This window comes from Fundicoccus sp. Sow4_D5, assembly GCF_052116365.1.
Taxonomy (GTDB): Bacteria; Bacillota; Bacilli; order Lactobacillales; family Aerococcaceae; genus Fundicoccus.
The window spans coordinates 590,311-612,326 of the sequence record NZ_JBQKLF010000001.1; the positions used below are offsets into that span (position 1 = coordinate 590,311).

Genomic DNA, 22,016 nt, shown 5'->3' on the forward strand with positions numbered 1-22,016 from the left:
TGAAAGGAAAGAATGGGATAATATCTATTATAAAGATGGCTCACATTGATAATCATATAATTCATGGTCAAGACGCTACGCGATGGTGTGAGGCGCTAGATGCTAATCTGATTATTGTTGTAAATGATGAGTTAGCTTCAAATAAAATGCGCCAAGTTCTTCTGGATAGGGCAGTTCCCGATAAATAAATTCTCCATACTATAAAGCAGAAAAAGCAATGAGTCATCTGCCGACTATATCGAGCGAAAAACGAATTATGCTAATTACAGATTCTATTAAAGACATCAAACGACTCATTAATTCAGGTATCAATATCCTATTAGTGAATTTAGGTAGCTTAGCGATAGAGCCAGGACAACGATATATCACGAGTTCACTTATAATGAACGAAAACGATTTTGATATGTTAAAGCAATTGATTATCAAAGGAATTCAGATTGATTCAAGAGTTAATTCTGAAGGTGAGTCCAACAACTCATTTCTATAATTGGCCTTTTAAACTAAATAAGAAGGTTTAATGAGACTACGCGTGGATCAATTAAAGACAGGCCTACATAAGTCCTTCATTTAGTATTATAAAAACAAAGGGAGGATTGATGGGTAAGCTGTAGATTATTTATTAAGCTTTTATTAATAGCTATTATAAAATTAAACACATGCCCTTTAAATTGTCGCATCTGTCTTTTAAATTCTAAATATTAATTATCTAAACTGTGGGAAACCTCTTTTGTCACCATGATAATTTTATTGAAAGCCATGTTTTTTTTTAGTGTTTTAAATGCTATACTTTATTAAAACAATCTCATCAAGCTATCATTTATGATCTTTGGTGATGTTTTTTAGATAGGATGCACATTAAATAGTGAGGTGTTTACTTGAATAATAAACAAATGAATAAACTAAGAAAGGTAGTATCGGCCGGTCCAAGTGGTGGTCGATATGGCATAATTAAATGGATTATCGCTTTAGTCTTCATACTTCTTGCTGGCGGAGGCATTGGTGGTGTCTTCAATCAAGAAAATGATTCTTCACTTTCTACTGTAAGTCAAAGTAATTCCAACATAGAAGATGCTCTTCAAGCATTTGATGGTAATAACTTTGAACATTTACCAAAAATGGTTAAATTACCCGTCATTTACGATAGAGTGGTTGATGGAGATACACAAATCGTCACATTAAATGGTCACGATATTCGTGTGCGACATTTAATGATTGATACTCCTGAGTCCGTCAAAGAAGGAACTTCTGTTCAACCTTTTGGCAAAGAATCATCTCAAAGGAACGACGAGTTATTGAGTCAGGCTGAAACACTCTATATGATGTTGGATGTTGGTCCAGCAACCGATCAATACAATCGTGTCTTAGCTTATATATACGCAGACAACATTTTAGTTGCCGAACAATTATTAAAGGAAGGCTTGGCAAGCGTTCGATATGTCAAAGCGCCTAATAATTCCTTTGAGGATGAATTTAAAGCCGCTCAACAACAGGCAATAGAAGCCGAATTAAATATTTGGAGTATTGAAAATTATGTTGAATCCAATGGGTATTTCAACCAAGTTGACTAAAGGAAGCGAGGAACAATAAATGTATAAGAAAATTGAAAAATTATTAATTGCTAACCGTGGTGAAATTGCCATAAGAATTATGCGTGCTTGTAAAGAAGTCGGGATAAGCACCGTTGCCATTTATTCTAAAGAGGACATCGGTGGTTTACACAGACAACGTGCCGATGAATCCTACTTAGTTGGTAAAGATCTAGGTCCAATAGAAGCCTATTTAGATATAGAAGGTATCATTAAACTTGCTAAAGAAAAGAACGTTGACGCCATTCATCCAGGTTATGGTTTCTTAAGTGAAAACATTGACTTCGCTAGACGCTGTGAGGAAGAAGGGATTATTTTTATTGGTCCTGAACTTGCCCACTTAGATATGTTTGGAAATAAAACACGTGCTCGTGAAACGGCTGTTTCAGCAGGTTTACCAGTTATTCCAGGGACTGATGGAGCGATTGATGACTTATCCCAAGCTGAAGCATTCGGAAAAGCGCATGGTTATCCTTTAATGATTAAGGCAGTAAGTGGTGGTGGTGGAAAAGGCATGCGTATTGTAAATAACGCAGACGAAATCGCCGAAGCATACCAAAGAGCTAAGTCAGAAGCGCGTACTTCTTTCGGAGATGACAGTATCTATGTCGAAAAATACGTTGCAAACCCTAAACATATAGAAGTACAAATTTTAGGTGATAAACACGGCAACGTCATTCATTTATATGAAAGAGATTGTTCGATTCAACGTCGACATCAAAAAGTGGTTGAAGTAGCACCATCATTTAATCTATCTGAGCAGATGCGTAAAAAACTCACAGATGCTTCTATTCAGTTAATGGAAAAAGTTGGCTATGTAAACGCGGGAACAGTCGAATTCCTTGTGTCTAATGACGAGTTTTACTTTATTGAAGTGAATCCACGTATCCAAGTAGAACATACAATTACAGAATTAGTAACAGGAATTGACATTATAAAAGCTCAAATAAAAATTGCAGAAGGCTTAGCTCTATTCTCTGATGAAATGGGAATTCCGCAACAAGAAGACATTCGCCTATTAGGTTACGCTATCCAAGGAAGAGTGACGTCCGAGGATCCATTAAATGACTTTTCCCCTGATTCTGGTCGCATCATTGGTTACCAATCACCAGGTGGTATTGGTGTAAGACTAGACGGTGGTGGTGCTTTTACAGGAGCTGAAATCACTCCGTATTACGATTCATTACTAGTAAAAATATCTACGTTTGCTTTACAGCCACGTTGGGCCATTGAAAAAATGGAACGCGCCTTAAGCGAAATGAAAATTAATGGAATCAAAACAAATATTAAGTTTTTACAGAATATCGTCTCTCATCCACGGTTTGTCGAAGGAAGTTACGATACAAGTTTCATCAATGATCATCCTGAATTATTTGAATTTATCCCATCACGTGATCGTGGAAATAAACTACTAAAATATATTGCGAATATTTCGGTAAATGGTTTCCCAGGTATCGGACAAACTGCCAAACCGTCTTTTGAGAAAAGAGAAATTCCTAGAATCAAAGGAACAAACCAAACGATTGCGATTCAATCTGGAGATAAACTAGGGCGTATCTTAGATTTACCAAAAGAGCCTAAAGCAAGCTTTAAACATATTCTTGATACAAAAGGACCTGAAGCAGTAGCACAAGCCGTTCTAAAAGAGAGGAATGTGCTCTTAACAGACACGTCATTAAGAGATGCTCACCAATCGTCCCTTACTACTCGAGTGAGAACAACAGACATGTTAAAAATCGCTCCTTTTATGAATGAAAGCATGCGTGATTACTTCTCTCTTGAAATGTGGGGTGGGGCAACATTTGATGTCGCTTATAACTTCTTAAAAGAAAGCCCTTGGGATCGATTAGAACAATTAAGAAAAGCAATTCCAGATATACCTTTCCAAATGCTGCTTCGCGCTTCAAATGCGGTTGGCTATCAGAACTATCCGGATAATGTCGTTCGTAAATTTATTCAAACAAGTGCGCGTGAAGGGATTGATGTCTTCAGAATATTTGATTCATTGAACTGGTTAGAGTCGATGAAACTACCTATTGAAATCGCATTAAAAACTGGTAAATTTGTTGAAGGGACAATCTGTTATACAGGAGACATTACAGATCCACACCGATCTAAAGTTTATACGTTAGATTACTATGTACAATTAGCCAAAGAAATCGAACGTTTAGGGGTTCATTCTCTAGCAATAAAAGACATGTCTGGTGTCTTAAAGCCTGAAGCTGCTTTCCAATTGATTTCAGCTTTAAAATCTGAATTAAAGATTCCGTTACACTTACATACGCATGACACCAGTGGCAATGGCTTGTTAACCTATTCAAGAGCGATTGACGCGGGCGTCGATATCGTCGACACAGCTAATCAGTCTTTAGCTGGGCAAAATTCACAACCAAGTGATAACTCATTGTATTACGCACGCAAAGGAACACAACGTCAAGTTTTATTGAATTCAGAAGGCAATGATATGATTGCAGACTTCTGGAAGGTAACTAGAAAATATTATTCACCGTTTGAAACTGATTTAACTAACTCTTGGACGAAAGTATATGAGTATGAAATGCCTGGAGGACAGTACAGTAACTTAAGAATGCAAGCTCAGTCCATGGGCTTAGGTGAGCGATATCATGACGTGTTAGCGATGTATCGTCGAGTGAACTTCTTATTTGGTGATATTGTTAAAGTGACACCTTCTTCGAAAGTAGTCGGGGATATGGCTTTGTTTATGGTGCAAAACGAATTAGATGAAACAAGCGTGATTGAAAATGGAATGCAATTGGACTTCCCACAATCGGTCGTTTCCTTCTTCAAAGGAGAAATTGGTCAGCCAGCAGGTGGTATGAACACAGAGCTTCAGAAAGTGGTTCTTAAAGACGAAATTGCCTATACTGATCGTCCGGGTAACAGAATGGAAGCTTATGATTTCGATGAAGCCAAATCTGTGATTGGCAGTCGAATTTTTGAAGAAATTGATGAGAAATTGTTACTAAGTTATGCTTTATATCCAAAAGTCTTTACGGAGTTCCTTGATTTCGTCGCTGAAAGTGGCATGGTTGATATGTTAGATTCACCAACTTTCTTCTACGGTATGCGACCCCACGAAACAATTGCGGTTGACTTGGAACCAGGAAAAATGATGCTTGTAGAACTGACAAGTATTGGTTCTGTTAAAGAAAATGGTACTAGAACCGTCTTCTTTAATCTTAACGGTATGTCTCACTTCGTGGTTGTCCAAGACTTAAATGCGAAAGTAACGGTTGCCGTTAATAAAAAAACAGACAAACAAAATCCAAATCATTTGGGCGCTCAAATGCCGGGTACTGTATTCTCGATTGATGTAAAAGTCGGCGACTCAGTAAAACAAAACGATGTGTTAATTATTACTGAAGCGATGAAAATGGAGACTGCCATTCGCGCACCAAAAGATGGTACAATAAAAGCAATTCACTGCTCAACACAAGATATTGTTGCCGCTGGTGATTTACTAGTAGAATTTGAATAAGGATGACGAGGAGTATTGATGCATGAAAACAAAGCAATTTTGCAGTAGTCAATTAAGTAAGGTTTCTAAATTTGGTTTTTTCATCATATTACTGATGGTTTTATCAGCATGTGGAACAGGTCAACAACAAACAGACAATGGTGAATCAGAAAATGTTTCTAACGAGCAGATAGAGTCAGATGTTTCTGACGAAAACACCTTGACAGATGAAGCGTCTGGAGAAACTATAACAATTCGTTCAATTGGAGATATTCTGATTCATGACACTGTGTATTATGATGCTGCAACAGAGAATGGTTATGATTTCTCCGACATGTTCGAGCCAGTTCGCGAATATATTGGCAATGCAGACATCACTACAGCAAACTTAGAAACATTGGCTGCCGCAAGCGAGCTAGGTATTTCGAACTATCCGTTATTCAATGCACCAGAAGAAATTATTGATGAGTTGAAAGACTTAGGTGTCGATATTGTAAATAATGCGACTAATCATACAATGGATTTTGGTGCTGCAGGTGCCCATGCATCAATAGATGCCTTACAAGCACGTGATATGATGTATGTCGGTAGTTATGACAGTTGGCAAGACTACAACACACCACGCATCATAGAAGTAAATGGGATTAAAGTAGGCTTTTTATCTTATTCATATGGAGCCAATGGTAATTACATTCCAGAAGATGAATCTTACTTATTAAGCTTAATCGATACAGAATTAATACCACTTGAAATTGAATTGTTAAACAGCCAAGTAGATGTATCAGTGGTTATGTTTCATAATGGAATTGATTCTGTTCTACCTACGGAAGATCAGTTAAGTGTGATGCAAATTGCTCGAGAGGCAGGCGCTAATTTCGTATTAGGTGGACACCCACATGTACTCCAACCGTTTGTTTACTATAACGAATCACAAGCAGGAGTCTTCTCACATGGAAACTTTTTATCTGGTCAGTATTTACTAGAAGAAAAGCTTGGTGGGATTGTCGAGTATACATTTAGAAAAACTGCTTCGGGCGAAGTTACATTAGACGGCATGCGTTTTATGCCAACCTATAACTTTGGTTTGCCAGAACAAGCGAATTATTTAGTGATTCCTTTAGCTGATGGTGCCGATTATGGTTTAGCTGATGCCGAGTATTTATATGACATGATTTCAGAAAGAATGAGCTATTTCACGAATAATGTGGAAATCGTCGAACATCTCGATTGATTATAAAAAAGAAATAAGTGAAAACCCCAAACTTAAAAGTGAGTTTGGGGTCTTTTTTGCGTATTTATAGATGGAGGTGTTTTTATGAAAAGAAATAAATCATTTATCGCTACGATTCTTTTGTTTTTAAGTTTAAGTTGCTCATATCAAAAAACTGTACAGGTGAATGCTCAAACAAACATTGTCGACCCATTTATAGTCACTCAATCTATTAATCAAGAAGTCATAGACAAAGATCAATGTTATAGCTTAATACGTACTCACGCAACGGCTGAAGATACCTCATCTGATGAATCCCAATTAATTTTAGCTGATATCGATTTGCTTCAAGAAAACATGGAAGCCACTAATCTATTCTATCAAAGCTTAAATGAAGAAATTTCCATATTAGAAAGCGCAGATGTCGACTCACTACTTTATGCAAATCAACAATTAGAACAAGTCATTGAGTTAATCTATTTTGATCTTTTTGAAAATGACCCTGAATTTCAATCACTCTCAGAAGAAGAACAACTACAACTAATCAGTCAACATGAAATAGTGATTGAATGGCAAACTTATATCAATCAACTTCAACAATTAATTAATGAAAAAGTCGTTGCTCGTGACGAACAAGAAACACTCTATTACCAATTGGCTTATGAATTAGAAAACCAAAGTCGCTTGCTAGAAGAAGAAAAATGGACGCAGTCTCAGTTAAATCAATGTTTACTTTATCCTTATTCGACGACCTTTCTATCGGTAGAACGCTTATTACTCAATGCTCAAAACAGTCAATTAGACAGTTTTTTATTAGAGCTAGACAGTTACTTACAAAAGCTGGTTCCAAATGCTTTTCGCAAAATAGCCTATTATGACATTTATCGTTTTTTTACCTTACCGTCTAACGATGAAACTCAAACGATTGAACTGTTAAATAATAAAGAAGCAACCACTGTGGATGAAAGTGGCTTAGACAAATATAGTTACGCAAAAGAATTGAATCTCTATGATTTAGAGGTGTTGGGAAACTATGCTAAAAGCGCCTATCTTAAATATGCAAACATCGACGCCTTAACTGAGCGGTATCTTGAAGCCTTGAACTTGAAAGAAGCTCAGTTCAATTATTTCTACAGTATTAACTTTGAAGTCTTTACTGAATTATCAACACAACTAGCAAATTATTTGAACGCCCATCAATTTATCGATACAAACAGTCTGGAGAAAATTCAAACTCTACACAATCGTTACCAAATAAAATTAGTTTTTTATGATGATGTGACACAAACTTGGAATGTCAATAGTACAGATACTTCTGGCTATTATTCTCTCTATCAAGATTTATCCCTAAGCAATGTTCAGGAGGTAGACTCTAAAACTGGAAATCCGATTGAAAGTGGCGCAGAGTCCTCATCAGCTACTCATGACAGTTCACAAGATCCAACGAATAACTCATCAGACAATCACTCTTCTTGGTCTTTTGATATATCTTTACCTGATGAAACCAATAGTCCGCCTAATAATAACAACGGACTCGATTATTTAAAAGATAAGTTAACCAATGGCCAATCATCCAATGTGAAGTCACCAGACTTACCAAAACCAAATGAGTTGTCTAAACAGTCAAATAACTCTCATTCAAAACCGTCTTCATCTTCATCAAAGCTTTCCTTACCCAATACGGGTGATACAACTCGTTGGACCTTAATAGGGAGTGTTTTATTGATTATTGGTTTGGTATTGCTGTTAATCAATCAAATCATCAAACGGAAACGACGAGAAAAACTTGAAGAAATTGAATTAGATTAAAGCTTCCTATCCATTTGAACCACAATGTTTCGTCATCTGCTTTAATTTGAGGTATAATATGAACTATAACTAGATTAGTCATTTACTGGAGGTAAATAAATATGTCAGAAATTGAAATTTATTTAGAAGAAGTTAAAGCATTTGAAGCAATCACACCAATGGAAGCAGAAACGTTAATTGAAGCAAAGGCCGGTCACATTGTATATATTGGACGCGAAACCTGTCCTTATTGTCGCCGTTTCGTTGCAAAACTAAGTGAAATAGCTAAAGAAAAACACTTAACGATCCATTATGTACACGCTCAACATCCTGAATACACGCAAGAAATTCTCGCTTTCCGTAACAAATACGAGATTGCGACAGTACCAGGTTTTCTTTATTCAGATGAAGTCGGTATTAAAGTGAAATGCGATAGCTCAATGACGCCAGAGGACATTTTAACTTTCGTTAACGCGTAACTCTAGCTAATCTTAACAGAGCTATTGATTATCAATCTATTAAGTATGGGAGGCAACTCTATGAAAAAAACTCTTTTAGCTTTTGCTTTAATCAGTATCTTAGTATTAACTGGCTGTACAACGAACGAAGCTAATATAGCTGAAACGACTGCTGATTCATTTAATGAAACACCGGTAATTACCGAAGAAGTGATAGAAGAAAGCCAAATAACCCCCGTCATTTCTTCGAGCGAATCAGAAGCAACATCACAAGCAGAATTGTCTGTAGATGAGGTAACTAGTGAGAGCAGTTCATCAGAAAGTAGCGAAGAGATAAACGAAGAAGAAATAACACTTGTAGAAGAAGTTACGCATGATGATTCCCTTGAACTTGACATCGTCCCAATTCCTGAAGGGCTTTATACGAATTATGAATTAGAAGGCCAATTGATAGAGGATGAACGTATTGACAGTGCAATCAATGCTGTCGTGACTTACTTAAAAGAGAATAATCATTATTTTGATTCAGCAGAATATTATTTTAAAATTGTTCAATTAGCAGATGATGATTTGATTGAACTGACGATTGCAGAACAATATTCAGACGGAGAAATCATCAGAGGTGTCTTTGATTATAATCTTGCAGAGCGCAGCATCGAAAAGGTTCACAAGTAATCGCATAACTGTAACAACCGATAAATTAACCAATTTTTAGAATAGAAGGCTTTCATTAAAATTGAAGGTTGACAATCGATTTAATCTAGCATACTATTAATCACAAGTTAATATTCAATCGTGGATTAGGAGAGTAAGTAGTATAACATTCCAAGCGAGATAGAGTTGCTGAGAGTCTATCAATGTTATACTTCCCAAACGCACCTAGGAGATAAAAGAGTGAAAGCAACTGTTGTTAGCTCTTTTCGCATTATGGCGTTACATAATAAGTGAATTGCTTTTTAGAGCAATTAATTAGAGTGGTACCGCGGATATTTCGTCTCTATTTCCCAAGGAATGGGAAATAGAGGCTTTTTTATTGCAATTATTCAGATTGTTCAACGTATTCAGTGCATTTAAACAGTGTTATATAGAAAGGAACATGTAATATGGAAATTATTCAAGAATACTTACCCTTGTTTATGAGAGGGGCACAGTACACCTTACTGTTATCATTTACAGTCGTTGTTTTATCACTACCTTTTGGAGCTTTACTTGCCTTAGCAAGAATTTCATCTAATAAAGTCCTTAGTTCATTAGCGCGCGTCTATACAGAAATTATTCGAGGTACACCCTTACTTGTACAAGTTTACTTAGTTTACTTTGGCTTACCAATGCTTGGAATTTACCTAGATGACTTCCCATCAGCGGTACTAGCTGTTACGATCAACTCAGTCGCTTACATGAGTGAAATTATGCGTTCTGGTATTCAATCCGTTGATAACGGTCAAGCAGAAGCAGCGCGTGCATTAGGCTTACCAAAATGGGTAACCTTTAGAAAAGTCATTATGCCACAAGCCGTCAAAAATATTTTACCGGCCATTGGTAATGAGTTTGCAGTCTTAATTAAAGAAACGTCGATCGTTTCCGTCTTAGGAATCAAAGATTTGATGTTTGCCTCAGACACAGTCCGTGGCGCAACCTACACGACATTCACGCCATTATTATTCACGGCTCTCGTTTACTTCGTGATGGTATTTACAATTTCAACCCTAATGAACTTGCTAGAGAGAAAACTCGCTAAAGCAGATCGTTAAACACCACCTCCTCTTTGATAAAAAGAGGTTTTTTTACAAAAGAGGGCAAAACGTCCGACAGTCATAAAAGAACAGCTTGCAACTTAAATAAATGGGCAAAAGGCAATTGCTCTTGCAAGAAGTCTGCTGACAGTCTAGAATAGAATGAACATTAAAATTTAGTGAGAAGGGTGAACTATGACATTATTAGATAATCGTTTTAATAGAAATGTCCATAAAATTGCAACTTCTGCAATTCGTGATTTTGACCAGAAGGTTTCCTCAGTAGAAGGAATCATAAAATTAACCTTAGGCGAACCAGATTTCGCAACACCTGAGCATGTTAAGCAAGCAGGGATTGAAGCCATTCAGAATAATCGCACGACTTATGCTCCAACTCCTGGCATTCCTGAATTACTCCAGGCTGCGGCTCGTTTTATGGAAAACAAATACGATTTGCATTACGACCAAGATGAAGTAATCGCAACAATTGGCGCGACTGAGGCTTTATCAACGGCCTTGCAGACTGTTTTAAATCCGGGTGATAAAGTTCTCGTTCCAAACCCAATGTTTTCACTCTATGAATCAATGATTCTAGTCAACGGTGGCGAACCCGTTCATATCAACACAGCTGATAATGGATTTGTGCTTGCTCCTGAAATGATTGAAGAAGCCTTAGAGACACATGGTGAGAACGTTAAAGCGATTATTCTAAACTATCCAACTAATCCTACAGGGGTGATGTGGACTGAAGAAGACGCCAAAAAAATAGCAGATGTCCTAAGAGGCAAACCTATATTTGTTATCAGTGACGAGATCTACAGTGAATTAGTCTTTGATAGACCTCACGTATCGATTGCAAGTTACTTGCGTGAACAAACGTTTGTTATTAATGGCGTCTCTAAATCACATTCCATGACCGGTTGGAGGATTGGCTTACTGTTTGCGCCACGTCAAATCATGAAAGAAGCGGTCAAAGTGCACCAGAATATGGTGACTTGTGCGACAACAATTTCCCAAGTGGCTGCTACTGAAGCTTTAGTTAACGGCGCTGATGATGCTGTCCCAATGAGAGTAGAATATATTAAGCGACGTGACTTTATTTATGAATCAATGACCGATTTAGGTTTTAAAATCATTAAACCTAGTGGAGCTTTTTATATTTTTGCAGAGATTCCTGCTGATTTAGATCAAGATAGTTTCCAATTTTGTCTGGATTTAGCCTTAAATAACGCGGTGGCCTTTATTCCTGGTAATGCTTTCGGCATCGGTGGGGAAAATTATGTCCGTTTGAGTTACGCTGCCAGTATGGCTAATCTCCAAGAAGCGATGACACGTCTAAAACAATATGTAGATACTCAAAGAGCTTAAATAAAGAACGACCTGCTCTCTCATAACTACTATGAGAGAGCAGGTCGTTCTTTATTAGTTTTCAAGTCTTGCTGGATTGATTGTTTTCATCATCCATACAACATCATGCCATTGATCAAATTTATAGCCAATATTAGGAATCTGTCCAGCTTTTGTAAAACCACGTCTTTCAAAGAATAATAAACTGTTCGTATTAGAAGCTGTAATACAAGAAATCAATTGGACAATGCCTCGTTTTTTTAATATGTCCTCCATCTTTTGGTATAGCTGACTCCCCACGCCTAAACCTTTAGCCGATTCATCGATATACAGACTCATTTCACAGGAGTATTCATAAGCTTTTCGAGGAGAAAAGGGGACAGAATAAGCATAGCCAACAATTTGCTTGTCAATTGTAGCAACTAAGAAAGGATAGTTGCTTGAATAATTAATAATCCGTTGAGCCATCTCATCCTCAGAGGGAACTTCAATTTCAAAACTAATCGCAGTATTCAAAACGTAAGGACGATAAATGGCTAGAATTTCTTCAGCGTCTTCAATTTGTGCATTTTTCACGTGAATTTCTTTCATAAAGCACTCCAATCAAAAAAAGTTATAAATAAATAATAGTACAGAAAAGACTGTTTTACAAACAATGAAAGCGCTATTGTTAATTTGTTATTTCAAACACACAAAAAATAGTCCTTTACAAATCTTTGTGAAGGAGGTAACATGTAGTTGTAATCAAAACAACGCAAATACAGGGAGGACATTAAAATGGTTGAAACTGTTGTTAACACTCAAGAAGTTAATGCTGTAGAAACAATTAGTACATTAGTAGAAAAAGGGCAAGGGGCTTTAAAAGAGTTTATTATGCTCAATCAATCACAAATTGATTATATCGTTTCTAAAGCATCGGTTGCTGCACTTGATGCTCACGGAATTTTAGCAAAACATGCTGTAGAAGAAACAGGTCGAGGCGTTTTTGAAGACAAGGCAACGAAAAACTTATTCGCTTGTGAGCATGTAACAAATCACATGCGTCATTTAAAAACAGTCGGTGTCATCGAAGACAATGAAGTAACAGGTCTTACATTGATCGCGGAACCCGTAGGGGTCGTAGCTGGTATTACACCTGTTACAAACCCAACATCAACTGCCATCTTTAAATCATTAATTGCCTTAAAAACACGTAACCCTATCATATTCGCATTCCACCCAGGAGCGCAAGAAAGTTCTGCTCATGCAGCAAGAGTTGTTTATGAAGCAGCTGTTAAAGCGGGGGCACCTGAAAATTGTATTCAGTGGGTCGAACAACCATCAATGGAAATGACAGCTGCCTTAATGAACAACGACGGCATTGCAACGATCCTTGCTACAGGTGGTAACAGCATGGTTAAAGCTGCTTACTCATGTGGTAAGCCAGCCTTAGGTGTGGGTGCAGGTAATGTGCCAGCATATGTTGAAAAATCTGCAGACGTTCAACAAGCAGCACACGATATTGTGATGAGTAAAGCATTTGATAACGGTATGGTCTGTGCGTCTGAACAAGCAGCGATTATTGATAAAGAAATTTACGACGAGTTCGTTAACGAATTAAAATCTTACCATGTATACTTTGTAAACAAAAAGGAAAAAGCACTATTAGAAGAATTCTGTTTCGGAGCTAAAGCCAATAGTAAAAACTGTGCAAACGCAAGTTTAAATAGCGCAATTGTTGGTAAGCCAGTTCAATGGATTGCGGAACAAGCTGGTTTCACTGTTCCTGACAACGCCTCAATTATAGCAGCTGAAGTAAGTGGCGTTGGTGAACATGAGCCATTGACACGTGAAAAACTTTCTCCAATTTTAGCAGTAATGAAAGCTGAGAATACTGAAGACGGTTTAACAAAAGCCTCTCAAATGGTGGAATTTAACGGTTTAGGTCACTCTGCAGCGATCCATACTCGCGATGCTGACTTAAGTAAAGAATTTGGACGCCGTGTTAAAGCGATTCGTGTCATTTGGAATGCACCATCAACCTTTGGTGGTATCGGAGATGTTTATAACGCCTTTATCCCATCATTAACATTAGGATGTGGATCATACGGTAAAAACTCTGTCGGGGATAATGTAAGTGCGATGAACTTACTTAATATCAAAAAAGTGGGGAGACGTCGAAACAATATGCAATGGTTTAAAGTACCTTCAAAAATCTATTTTGAGCGCGATTCAATTCAATACTTACGTTCAATGAAAGATGTAGAACGCGTCATGATTATCGCAGATAAATCGATCACAAAATTAGGTTTTGTAAACCGAGTAATCGATCAATTAAATCTACGTAGTAACCCAGTTACTTATCAAGTCTTTGATGCGGTTGAACCCGATCCAGATATTACAACAGTTGAAAAAGGTGCAGAACAATTACGTCTCTTCCAACCAGATACCATCATTGCAATTGGTGGGGGATCAGTAATGGATGCGGCTAAAGTAATGTGGTTATTCTATGAGCAACCTGAAGTTGACTTTAAAGACCTAGTACAGAAATTCATGGATATCCGTAAGCGTGCCTTCCGCTTCCCAGAATTAGGCGAAAAAGCTAAGTATGTTGGTATTCCAACAACATCAGGTACGGGGGCAGAAGTGACACCATTCGCAGTTATTTCTGACAAGAAAAACAACCGTAAGTACCCATTAGCGGACTATGCTTTGACACCAACCATCGCAATCATTGACCCAGCATTAGTCGAAACAGTGCCTGGTTTCGTCGCAGCTGATACAGGGATGGACGTCTTAACTCATGCGGTTGAAGCTTATACTTCATGTTTAGCTAATGACTATACTGACGGTTTAGCCTTACAGGCCATTAAATTAGTCTTTGAATACTTAGAAAAATCAGTTATCTTGTCAGATTCTGAAGCACGTGAAAAAGTCCATAACGCTTCAACAATGGCTGGTATGGCTTTCGCCAATGCATTCTTAGGAATGTCTCACTCAATGGCTCATAAAATTGGGGGAATCTTCCATACCGTTCACGGCCGTACCAATGCGATTTTATTACCCTATGTCATCCGTTACAATGGAACAAGACCGTCAAAAACATCAACTTGGCCTAAATATAACAAATTTGTTGCTGACGTGAGATTCCAAGATATTGCAAGAACGTTAGGTTTACCAGCAGCAACACCTGAAGAAGCTGTGAATTCTTTTGCAGAAGCAGTCTTCGACTTAGGTGAACGCGTTGGAATCAAAATGAACTTTAAAGATCAAGGTGTTGACGAAAAAGAATGGTTAGCAAGTGCTGAAGAAATAGCTTTATTAGCTTACGAAGACCAATGTTCACCAGCAAACCCTCGTTTACCTTTAGTAAAAGATATGCAAGAAATTTTAGAAGATGCTTACTACGGTTATAGAGACCAACCGGGACGTATCAAGTAGTTATATCAAGAACAATCAGCCTAATGAATGATTGTTTATCGTCAGCTATCTTCTCAAAGCCATCACTGGACTTCTTCCAATGATGGCTTTTTAGTTATATCAAGAATTTATGTGATTTATCTAATCTCGATTATTAATGAAAATAAATCATCCTATAGGAATGAACTATATTCACCTATCAATTATAATTCATATCCTTTGTATGCCCTTGCAAGTGTCCATTATAATAGGGGAGAAGAATAGGAAGGAGATTTTTATGCTTAATCAAAGAAAACTTGGCGGCTTGTTTTTAGCGCTCGCACTTTTATTCTCAGTGTTCCCGCAGCAAATACTTTATGCAGAAACCGTGAATGAGACAGATACAACTGACTATACTGTCATTGCCGAGCAATTGAAACAGTTTTCGACGGAACTGAGACCCTTAGTACTTGCAGAAGAGGACAATATCATTTTTTCACCATTTTCTTACTATCTGGCTCTATTGGTACTTGAGCCCGGTGTAAGCGGTGAGCAGAAAGAACTTTTAGACACAGTTCTTTTACCAGATGACTTAGACCGTGACGAATATTTTTCAATTCTTGAAAGCTTTCTAAATGAATCGATGACAAAAGAACACGTAGCCTTTCAAACACAAACCTATCTGTTAGGTGGTTTGGATAAAACATGGTCTGATGATTTCCAAACAAGTGTCAAGGACTTGGCAACAGTTTTAAAACTAGTAGATTTTAAGGTTCCAGCAACTTACGAAGCGCTCAATGGAGATATCGCTGAATTTACTAAGGGTTTAATCGATCCCTTTTATAGCGACGAACGCATCAGCGAATTAACCCAAATAGATCAACTTCATTTACTTGTCTTAAATATGCTTTATTTCAAAGGTGAGTGGAAAGCGACGTTCAACGAAACATTAACTAGTCAAGAAAGCTTCTATGGCAAGTCAGAAGAAAGTACAGTTGACATGATGGCGCAAACGAAACAGTTCAATTATCTAGAAACAGAGGACTTTCAAGCCCTTCAGATGAAATATACAAATGGCGCTGATTTTTTAATTGTACTACCAAAAAAAACTGATGAGCCTTTAACTAATGAAATGATGTGGCAATACTATGATAAAGCTCTGGGTGAAGCAAATAACTGGAAAAAAACTAAAGTTCAACTTGCTTTGCCTAAATGGCAAGAGAGTGCGTCACTTGATTTAACAAAATCACTTGATTTATTAGGCTTAGAAAGTTTCAAAGATGAATTAACCGCTACAAGTTATTTCTCTGAAGAAGCCGATATTTTCTTAAGTCAAATTTCGCAACGTGTTGAGTTTAAATTAGACGAAATAGGAACCGAAGCAGCGGCAGTAACAGAAATCATCATGGAAACGACTTCTGCTAATATCGATGAAGAAGAGCCAATTGAAATGATTGTCAATCGACCATTTATTTACCGTATCGCTTTTTCTGATTTCTCATTATTTGAAGGTGTTGTCCAAAACTTAAATCATTAACACTTAATCGTTAACCACACAAAACAAATAACACTTTATGATATAACTAAACAAACAACTTATCAGAGGCGCCTCTTGTTGATGTTTTAAACTAGATGTTCTTCTGGTTTTCTATATGTTATAATCAATTTTTATTACGATTTTTTTGTAAATAATATTCTCAAAAGAATTGTATTTTATTAATGGGAAGACTATAATTCTTTCAGAACTAATTGAGTCAAAAACCATTAGTTGGGTTGATTATTACAACCTAATATATTTAGTCAGGAGCATATTGAATGACAGAGCGGCTGTTTAGAAAGATGTCGGTGCCTCAAATTATTGTGAGTGTCTACGTGTTTCTTATTTTTATTGGTGGCTTTTTATTATCACTACCCATCGCTTCCGCTACGGGAACATGGACCAGTTTTATAGATGCCTTATTTACTGCAACATCTGCGGTTTGTGTAACGGGGCAAGTAACACTGAACACTGCGACACATTGGAGTCCCTTTGGAAAAACCATTATTATTCTATTAATTGAGATTGGTGGCTTAGGTTTTATCACTATTTGGATGATTTTCTTTATGATGCGCGGCTTGAAAGCTAATATCAAACAAAGGAACGTTTTATTGGAGTCATTAAACTTATCGGCTGATTTCGAAGTAAAAGAAATTGTGTTTTATATTGTTAAATTTACACTCCTTGCACAATTAATCGGTGCCTTTCTATTAAGTTGGGCCTTTATCCCTCGTTTAGGATGGTTAACTGGTAGCTTATACGCATTATTCCATAGTATTTCAGCTTTTAATAACGCGGGCTTCGACTTATTTGGTGATAGTCTAATAGGCTTTCAAGACAATAGTTTTGTACTATTAGTCGTTGCAACTTTAATTATTGCTGGAGGATTAGGTTTTCTGGTTTGGCGAGATTTATTGACTTATTATCGCAACCGTCGCTTGCTTAGATATACAAAACTAACACTGATTGGAACATCGGCTTTGATTGTAATTGGCTTTGTGTTATTTGCTATATCCGAAACCAAGCAAGGAACTTTTAAGCACTTGAGTTTCGGTGATTCACTCAGTAACTTATTGTTCCTGAGCGTTACTCCCAGAACTGCTGGTTATGCGAATGTCGATTATAGTCAATTGTCACATTTAGGCATTTTTACCACCTTATTGTTAATGTTTATCGGAGGCTCCTCCGGATCAATTGCAGGCGGTGTTAAAGTCTCCACCATGATTATTGCAATAATGTTTCTCGTTCGGTATTTTTCTAGGAAACCTTTTACCATATTATCTCGAACCATTAAAATTGCGACGATTCGACGAGCACTCTTTATTATTGCGAGTGCCTTATTGATGATGATGACTGCAACGGTTTTACTATTGATGACAGAAACACTCCCTCCCGGGGTAGGAATTGAATATGTCTTAATGGAAGTTATTTCATGTATGAGTACGGTCGGCTTAACAATGGGCTTAACACCTGATTTAACCTTAGCCGGCAAGTCCATCCTTGTTGTTTTAATGTTAATGGGTCGTGTGGGCTTGATGACTTTCTTATGGTCAATTGGTCATCAAAAAAATCAAAGTCAAATTAATTACCCTGAAATGAACATCATGATTGGTTAGGAGAGTACAATGAAAAAGAAAATTTATGCTGTATTAGGACTCGGTCTATTTGGCGCCTCTTTAGCTCGTACATTAGCTAAAGAAGGTCAAGACGTTATTGCAATCGATAAGAATATGAATCACGTTGAAGAAGTGGCTGATGTCGTAGACAGTAGTATCCAAGCAGACTTTACTAAATTAGATCAATTGAAAGAATCAGGCGTTGGTGCAAGTGATGTGGCCGTTGTCGCGACTTCACAGCAATTAGAAGATACAATCGTTGCCATTCTAAACTTAAAAGAATTGCAAGTGCCGCATATTATCGTCAAATCAAAAAGCCGAGCCTACGAAGATGTTTTACTGAAAGTTGGCGCAGACCGCGTCATTCTTCCAGAAATCGATACAGGAATTAGAATCGGTAAGGAGCTAGCTAGTCATCATGTTAATGACCTTGTTGATTTAGGCAGTCGAAACCATATTAGTGCTTTTCCAGTTAAAGATGAATGGGTAGGGAAGGATTTAGCAACCATTAATTTCCGTTCTTTATATGGTATCAATATTATTGCGGTCAAAAGCTTAAACGAACCTTATAAAGTTGATTTAGATGGCGATTACCAATTACAGGCCCATGATGAATTACTGGGTATTTCCAGTGATGATACGTTAAAACAACTATTTAAAGATAAGTAATCGATTCATCATATAAGTTTAGGAGAGAGTGATAAATGAAAACACGAATTGTTAATAAAGAAGCATTCAAAGTTGCTGGCATCAAAGGGGATGGAATCCAAACTCATGAATGCTCCTCTATCTGGGATAAACTATACGAGTATGGCTCATTTATTGAACTAGAACTTCTTGGTAATGGACAGAGTATGGGATTATGTTATGGCGACACGCTCGACGATACCATTAATTATATGGCAGCCTATAATGTATCTAACGAAAATTTAGCTAAAGCACAAGCAATGGGGCTAGAACTGTTGGATGTGAACTCGGCAGTGTATTTCGTTGCCACATTAAAAGGTTCAGTACCTCAAAGTATTAAAAACGGCTGGCGTTATATTATGGAAGAATACTTCCCAGTCTACGGCTATGAACACGCAGGCAGCCCTGATTTTGAACTCTATAGCCAAGGAAACATGACAAGCGATGATTATGTAATGGAACTGTGGGTTCCTTTTACTAAAAGCAGTCAATCGATCACTTAATCCAAGAATAATGCCATGTTAAAATCTCTTGTCACAATAGTTGATGAGGGATTTTTTTGTACAAATTCCGTGCCGATCATGAAATAAGCCTCCTTTATACTAGGTATTTGCTAGCAAAAACATAGCTCAACTCTAAAGATAATATCACAAAATGTGACATCACATCATAAAAAAGCAGAAATAATGTTTATTTTAAGTTAAATCAGTTGTTTTTCTAATAAAACTCTAATATAATTCTTGTTAAACCTTTAGAAAGTGAAGTGATTCGATGGATATTGAACGCATTTTTAAGAATATAGAAGAAACATATGCCGAAAGTCAGCACATTTTTCGGCATTTACATCAACATCCCGAATTATCATTTCAAGAAGTGGACACACGAGCTTTTATTATTGAACAGCTACGCGATTATGGCTACCAAGATATTAAACAAAACGTCGGTGGTGGTGGAGTCATTACGCGTTTAGAAAGTGGTCGCCCTGGTCCAACGATCGCTTTTCGAGCCGATATAGATGCACTAGCAATTACTGAAGCGACAAATTTATCTTATCAATCAGTTAATCCAGGTGTTATGCATGCTTGTGGACATGATGCGCATACGACGATTCTATTGTCCGCTGCTAAACACCTATTTACTTGTCGTGATCAATTGACGGGAACGATTGTCTTTATTTTCCAACATGCTGAAGAGATGCATCCTGGGGGTGCTAGAGGCATTATGGAATCTGGAGAATTAGATGACGTTGATTTTATTTATGGCATCCATACTAAAGGCGATAGACCTTACGACGGCACAATTGAATGCAGACCTGGCTTTGCGATGGCTGCTTCTGATTCTTTCACAATCAAAGTCCAAGGAAAAGGAGGGCACGCAGCGACTCCTCATTTAACGGTTGATTCGACTGTCGTGGCTGCTTTTATTATTCAACAATTACAAACGTTAGTTAGTCGACATAAAAACCCAATGGATTCCGGCGTCATAACGATTGCGACATTCCACTCTGGTCAACAAGTAGGTAACATCATAGCACATTCAGCAAAAATGATGGGAACCATGCGAACATTTAATGCAAAGTTAAGGACACAATTAAAACATCGTATTCAAACAATGGTCGATCAAATCTGTCAAGCTCATGGCGCTCAAGGTGAAGTCGAATTCTCTAATGGCTATCCCGCCTTGTTTAATCACCATGAACAAACTGAATTGATTCGCCAGTTATTTACTAACCAACTAAAGAATAATCGCGTCATCCAAACTGGACCACGAATGGGCGGTGAAGATTTTGCCTATTATTTACAGAAAATTCCAGGCTCTTTCTATTATATTCGTGCCGGCATCACTAATGGTCGAAATTTCCCGCATCATCACCCAAAATTCCAATTGGACGAACGTTGCTTAATAGATGGAGCGAAATCGATTATAACCATTGTTAATCATTACAGCGCGGTAAAAGACAGCAAAGAGAAAGAAGGGAAGAGTCATGCGAAGCGATTGGCTAAATGATGCGCAATGGATTGAAGCGGATGTTATTCGAATGCGTCGCCACCTTCACCAGCATCCCGAATTATCTTTCCAAGAGGAAGAAACCTCAATTTACATTTATAATAAGCTCGTTTCCTATGGTCTGACAGATATCCAACGTAACGTCGGTAATGGTTATGGTATTGTCGCAACTATTCAAGGTCAAACAGGAGAAGGGCCAGTGATAGCTTTAAGAGCAGACATGGATGCCTTACCAGTTGAAGAGGAAGCAGATTATTCATTTCCTTCAAAGAAACCAGGTATCATGCATGCTTGTGGTCACGATGGTCATACAGCTATTCTGCTAGGCGTTGCGCACTTAGTTCAAAGAAAAAGAGCGGAATTTCGTGGCACTGTGATGTTTATATTTCAACATGGCGAGGAAGTGAAGCCAGGTGGTGCTAAAAGTATCATAGCCACCGGCCTCTTAGATAATGTCGATGAGATTTATGGCCTTCATGTCGATCCACAACTAACTGTTGGTCAAATGAGTTACTCAATGGACTATGGTTCTGCCGCTTCAGATACAATCAAGATAGATGTTCAAGGCAAGAGTGGTCATGCCTCGCGCCCACAAGAAGCCATCGATGCGATTATTATCGCCTCTGAAATCATTACTAACTTACAAACTTTAGTTAGTCGCACTGTCGATCCGTTTAAACCAGCTGTATTAACCTTTGGTAGCGTTCAAGCCGGTGGAACAGCTAAGAACATCATTGCAGATCAAGCATTGATACACGGTACAATTAGGACGTTTTCAGAAGAGGTTCGCTTACATTTAAAGCGTAAACTAATCCAGATGACTGAAGCAATTGTTGGCATGAATGATGGCGAAGTTGTGATCACTTACCAAGATGGCTATCCGGCTTTACTTAACACAGCCGAACTTGTCAAAGAATCAGTTAAAGTTATAAAGAATAAGCAAGTTTTTGACCGTGTCTTTGAATTAAGTCCTACTTTAATCGGAGAAGACTTTGCTTACTACTTACAAGATATTCCAGGTGCTTTTTTTCATTTAGGTATCAGCGATAAAGGGAGTAAGAATAACTATCCATTACACCATCCGAAGTTCTCTATGAATGAAGGGTGTTTATTAAAAGGGGTTCAACTTTTCTTGGCAATTTTACTGAATAAACTAGAAGAAGCTTAACTCAGCAGGCAAGTCTTCCATTG

Annotated in this window: 18 protein-coding genes and 1 other annotated feature; of the genes, 17 read left to right on the forward strand and 1 reads right to left on the reverse strand. The window is 37.6% G+C overall.

The window, feature by feature from the left end; all coding sequences use genetic code 11:
• Positions 1 to 35: 35 nt before the first annotated feature.
• The 10 genes from ACTQ45_RS02830 (at position 36) to ACTQ45_RS02875 (ending at position 11,621) form a co-directional block, all read left to right on the forward strand.
• Positions 36 to 188 carry a PTS sugar transporter subunit IIB gene (locus ACTQ45_RS02830; protein WP_441750773.1) on the forward strand — a complete coding sequence of 51 codons (153 nt, stop codon included), beginning with the start codon at positions 36 to 38 and terminating at the stop codon, positions 186 to 188.
• Positions 185 to 487: a PTS sugar transporter subunit IIB gene (locus ACTQ45_RS02835; RefSeq protein WP_441750774.1), complete on the forward strand. Its 303-nt coding sequence runs from the start codon at positions 185 to 187 to the stop codon at positions 485 to 487. Before ACTQ45_RS02830 ends, ACTQ45_RS02835 begins: the two co-directional genes overlap by 4 nt.
• A gap of 403 nt (positions 488 to 890) precedes the next feature.
• Positions 891 to 1,568 carry a thermonuclease family protein gene (locus tag ACTQ45_RS02840; protein WP_441762895.1) on the forward strand — a complete coding sequence of 226 codons (678 nt, stop codon included), beginning with the start codon at positions 891 to 893 and terminating at the stop codon, positions 1,566 to 1,568.
• 19 nt (positions 1,569 to 1,587) lie between these two features.
• Positions 1,588 to 5,085, forward strand: coding sequence for a pyruvate carboxylase (locus ACTQ45_RS02845; protein ID WP_441762896.1), 3,498 nt, complete (start codon positions 1,588 to 1,590; stop codon positions 5,083 to 5,085).
• A 22-nt stretch (positions 5,086 to 5,107) separates the two neighbouring features.
• A complete protein-coding gene (locus ACTQ45_RS02850) occupies positions 5,108 to 6,295 on the forward strand; it encodes a CapA family protein (RefSeq protein WP_441762897.1) in 1,188 nt (395 codons plus the stop codon).
• Positions 6,296 to 6,379: 84 nt separating this feature from the next.
• Positions 6,380 to 8,083 carry a hypothetical protein gene (locus tag ACTQ45_RS02855; protein ID WP_441762898.1) on the forward strand — a complete coding sequence of 568 codons (1,704 nt, stop codon included), beginning with the start codon at positions 6,380 to 6,382 and terminating at the stop codon, positions 8,081 to 8,083.
• A gap of 101 nt (positions 8,084 to 8,184) precedes the next feature.
• A complete protein-coding gene (locus ACTQ45_RS02860) occupies positions 8,185 to 8,541 on the forward strand; it encodes a thiol reductase thioredoxin (RefSeq protein WP_441762899.1) in 357 nt (118 codons plus the stop codon).
• A 60-nt stretch (positions 8,542 to 8,601) separates the two neighbouring features.
• Positions 8,602 to 9,195, forward strand: coding sequence for a hypothetical protein (locus ACTQ45_RS02865; protein WP_441762900.1), 594 nt, complete (start codon positions 8,602 to 8,604; stop codon positions 9,193 to 9,195).
• A gap of 112 nt (positions 9,196 to 9,307) precedes the next feature.
• Positions 9,308 to 9,522: a binding site (T-box leader), on the forward strand.
• A 101-nt stretch (positions 9,523 to 9,623) separates the two neighbouring features.
• Positions 9,624 to 10,271, forward strand: a complete 648-nt coding sequence (locus ACTQ45_RS02870) for an amino acid ABC transporter permease (RefSeq protein WP_441750459.1) — start codon at positions 9,624 to 9,626, stop codon at positions 10,269 to 10,271.
• A 177-nt stretch (positions 10,272 to 10,448) separates the two neighbouring features.
• A complete protein-coding gene (locus ACTQ45_RS02875) occupies positions 10,449 to 11,621 on the forward strand; it encodes a pyridoxal phosphate-dependent aminotransferase (protein ID WP_441762901.1) in 1,173 nt (390 codons plus the stop codon).
• Positions 11,622 to 11,675: 54 nt separating this feature from the next.
• Here ACTQ45_RS02875 and ACTQ45_RS02880 read toward each other — a convergent pair whose 3' ends face one another.
• Positions 11,676 to 12,191, reverse strand: a complete 516-nt coding sequence (locus ACTQ45_RS02880) for a GNAT family N-acetyltransferase (protein WP_441762902.1) — start codon at positions 12,189 to 12,191, stop codon at positions 11,676 to 11,678.
• A 186-nt stretch (positions 12,192 to 12,377) separates the two neighbouring features.
• On the opposite strand from ACTQ45_RS02880, the gene adhE reads away from it, so the two are divergent.
• The 7 genes from adhE (at position 12,378) to ACTQ45_RS02915 (ending at position 21,993) form a co-directional block, all read left to right on the forward strand.
• The gene (gene adhE / locus ACTQ45_RS02885; RefSeq protein WP_441750462.1) at positions 12,378 to 15,020 is read left to right on the forward strand and encodes a bifunctional acetaldehyde-CoA/alcohol dehydrogenase; all 2,643 of its coding nucleotides are present in this window, start codon (positions 12,378 to 12,380) and stop codon (positions 15,018 to 15,020) included.
• A 256-nt stretch (positions 15,021 to 15,276) separates the two neighbouring features.
• A complete protein-coding gene (locus ACTQ45_RS02890; RefSeq protein WP_441762903.1) occupies positions 15,277 to 16,515 on the forward strand; it encodes a serpin family protein in 1,239 nt (412 codons plus the stop codon).
• Between the two features lie 278 nt (positions 16,516 to 16,793).
• Entirely contained in the window at positions 16,794 to 18,131 is a 1,338-nt protein-coding gene (locus ACTQ45_RS02895; RefSeq protein WP_441750464.1) for a TrkH family potassium uptake protein, read from the forward strand.
• A gap of 9 nt (positions 18,132 to 18,140) precedes the next feature.
• On the forward strand, positions 18,141 to 18,800 hold the full coding sequence (locus ACTQ45_RS02900) for a potassium channel family protein (protein WP_441762904.1): 660 nt from the start codon (positions 18,141 to 18,143) through the stop codon (positions 18,798 to 18,800).
• 35 nt (positions 18,801 to 18,835) lie between these two features.
• Positions 18,836 to 19,321 carry a GyrI-like domain-containing protein gene (locus ACTQ45_RS02905; RefSeq protein ID WP_441750466.1) on the forward strand — a complete coding sequence of 162 codons (486 nt, stop codon included), beginning with the start codon at positions 18,836 to 18,838 and terminating at the stop codon, positions 19,319 to 19,321.
• A 268-nt stretch (positions 19,322 to 19,589) separates the two neighbouring features.
• A complete protein-coding gene (locus tag ACTQ45_RS02910; RefSeq protein WP_441762905.1) occupies positions 19,590 to 20,825 on the forward strand; it encodes a M20 metallopeptidase family protein in 1,236 nt (411 codons plus the stop codon).
• The gene (locus ACTQ45_RS02915) at positions 20,803 to 21,993 is read left to right on the forward strand and encodes a M20 metallopeptidase family protein (RefSeq protein ID WP_441762906.1); all 1,191 of its coding nucleotides are present in this window, start codon (positions 20,803 to 20,805) and stop codon (positions 21,991 to 21,993) included. Before ACTQ45_RS02910 ends, ACTQ45_RS02915 begins: the two co-directional genes overlap by 23 nt.
• Positions 21,994 to 22,016 lie beyond the last annotated feature (23 nt).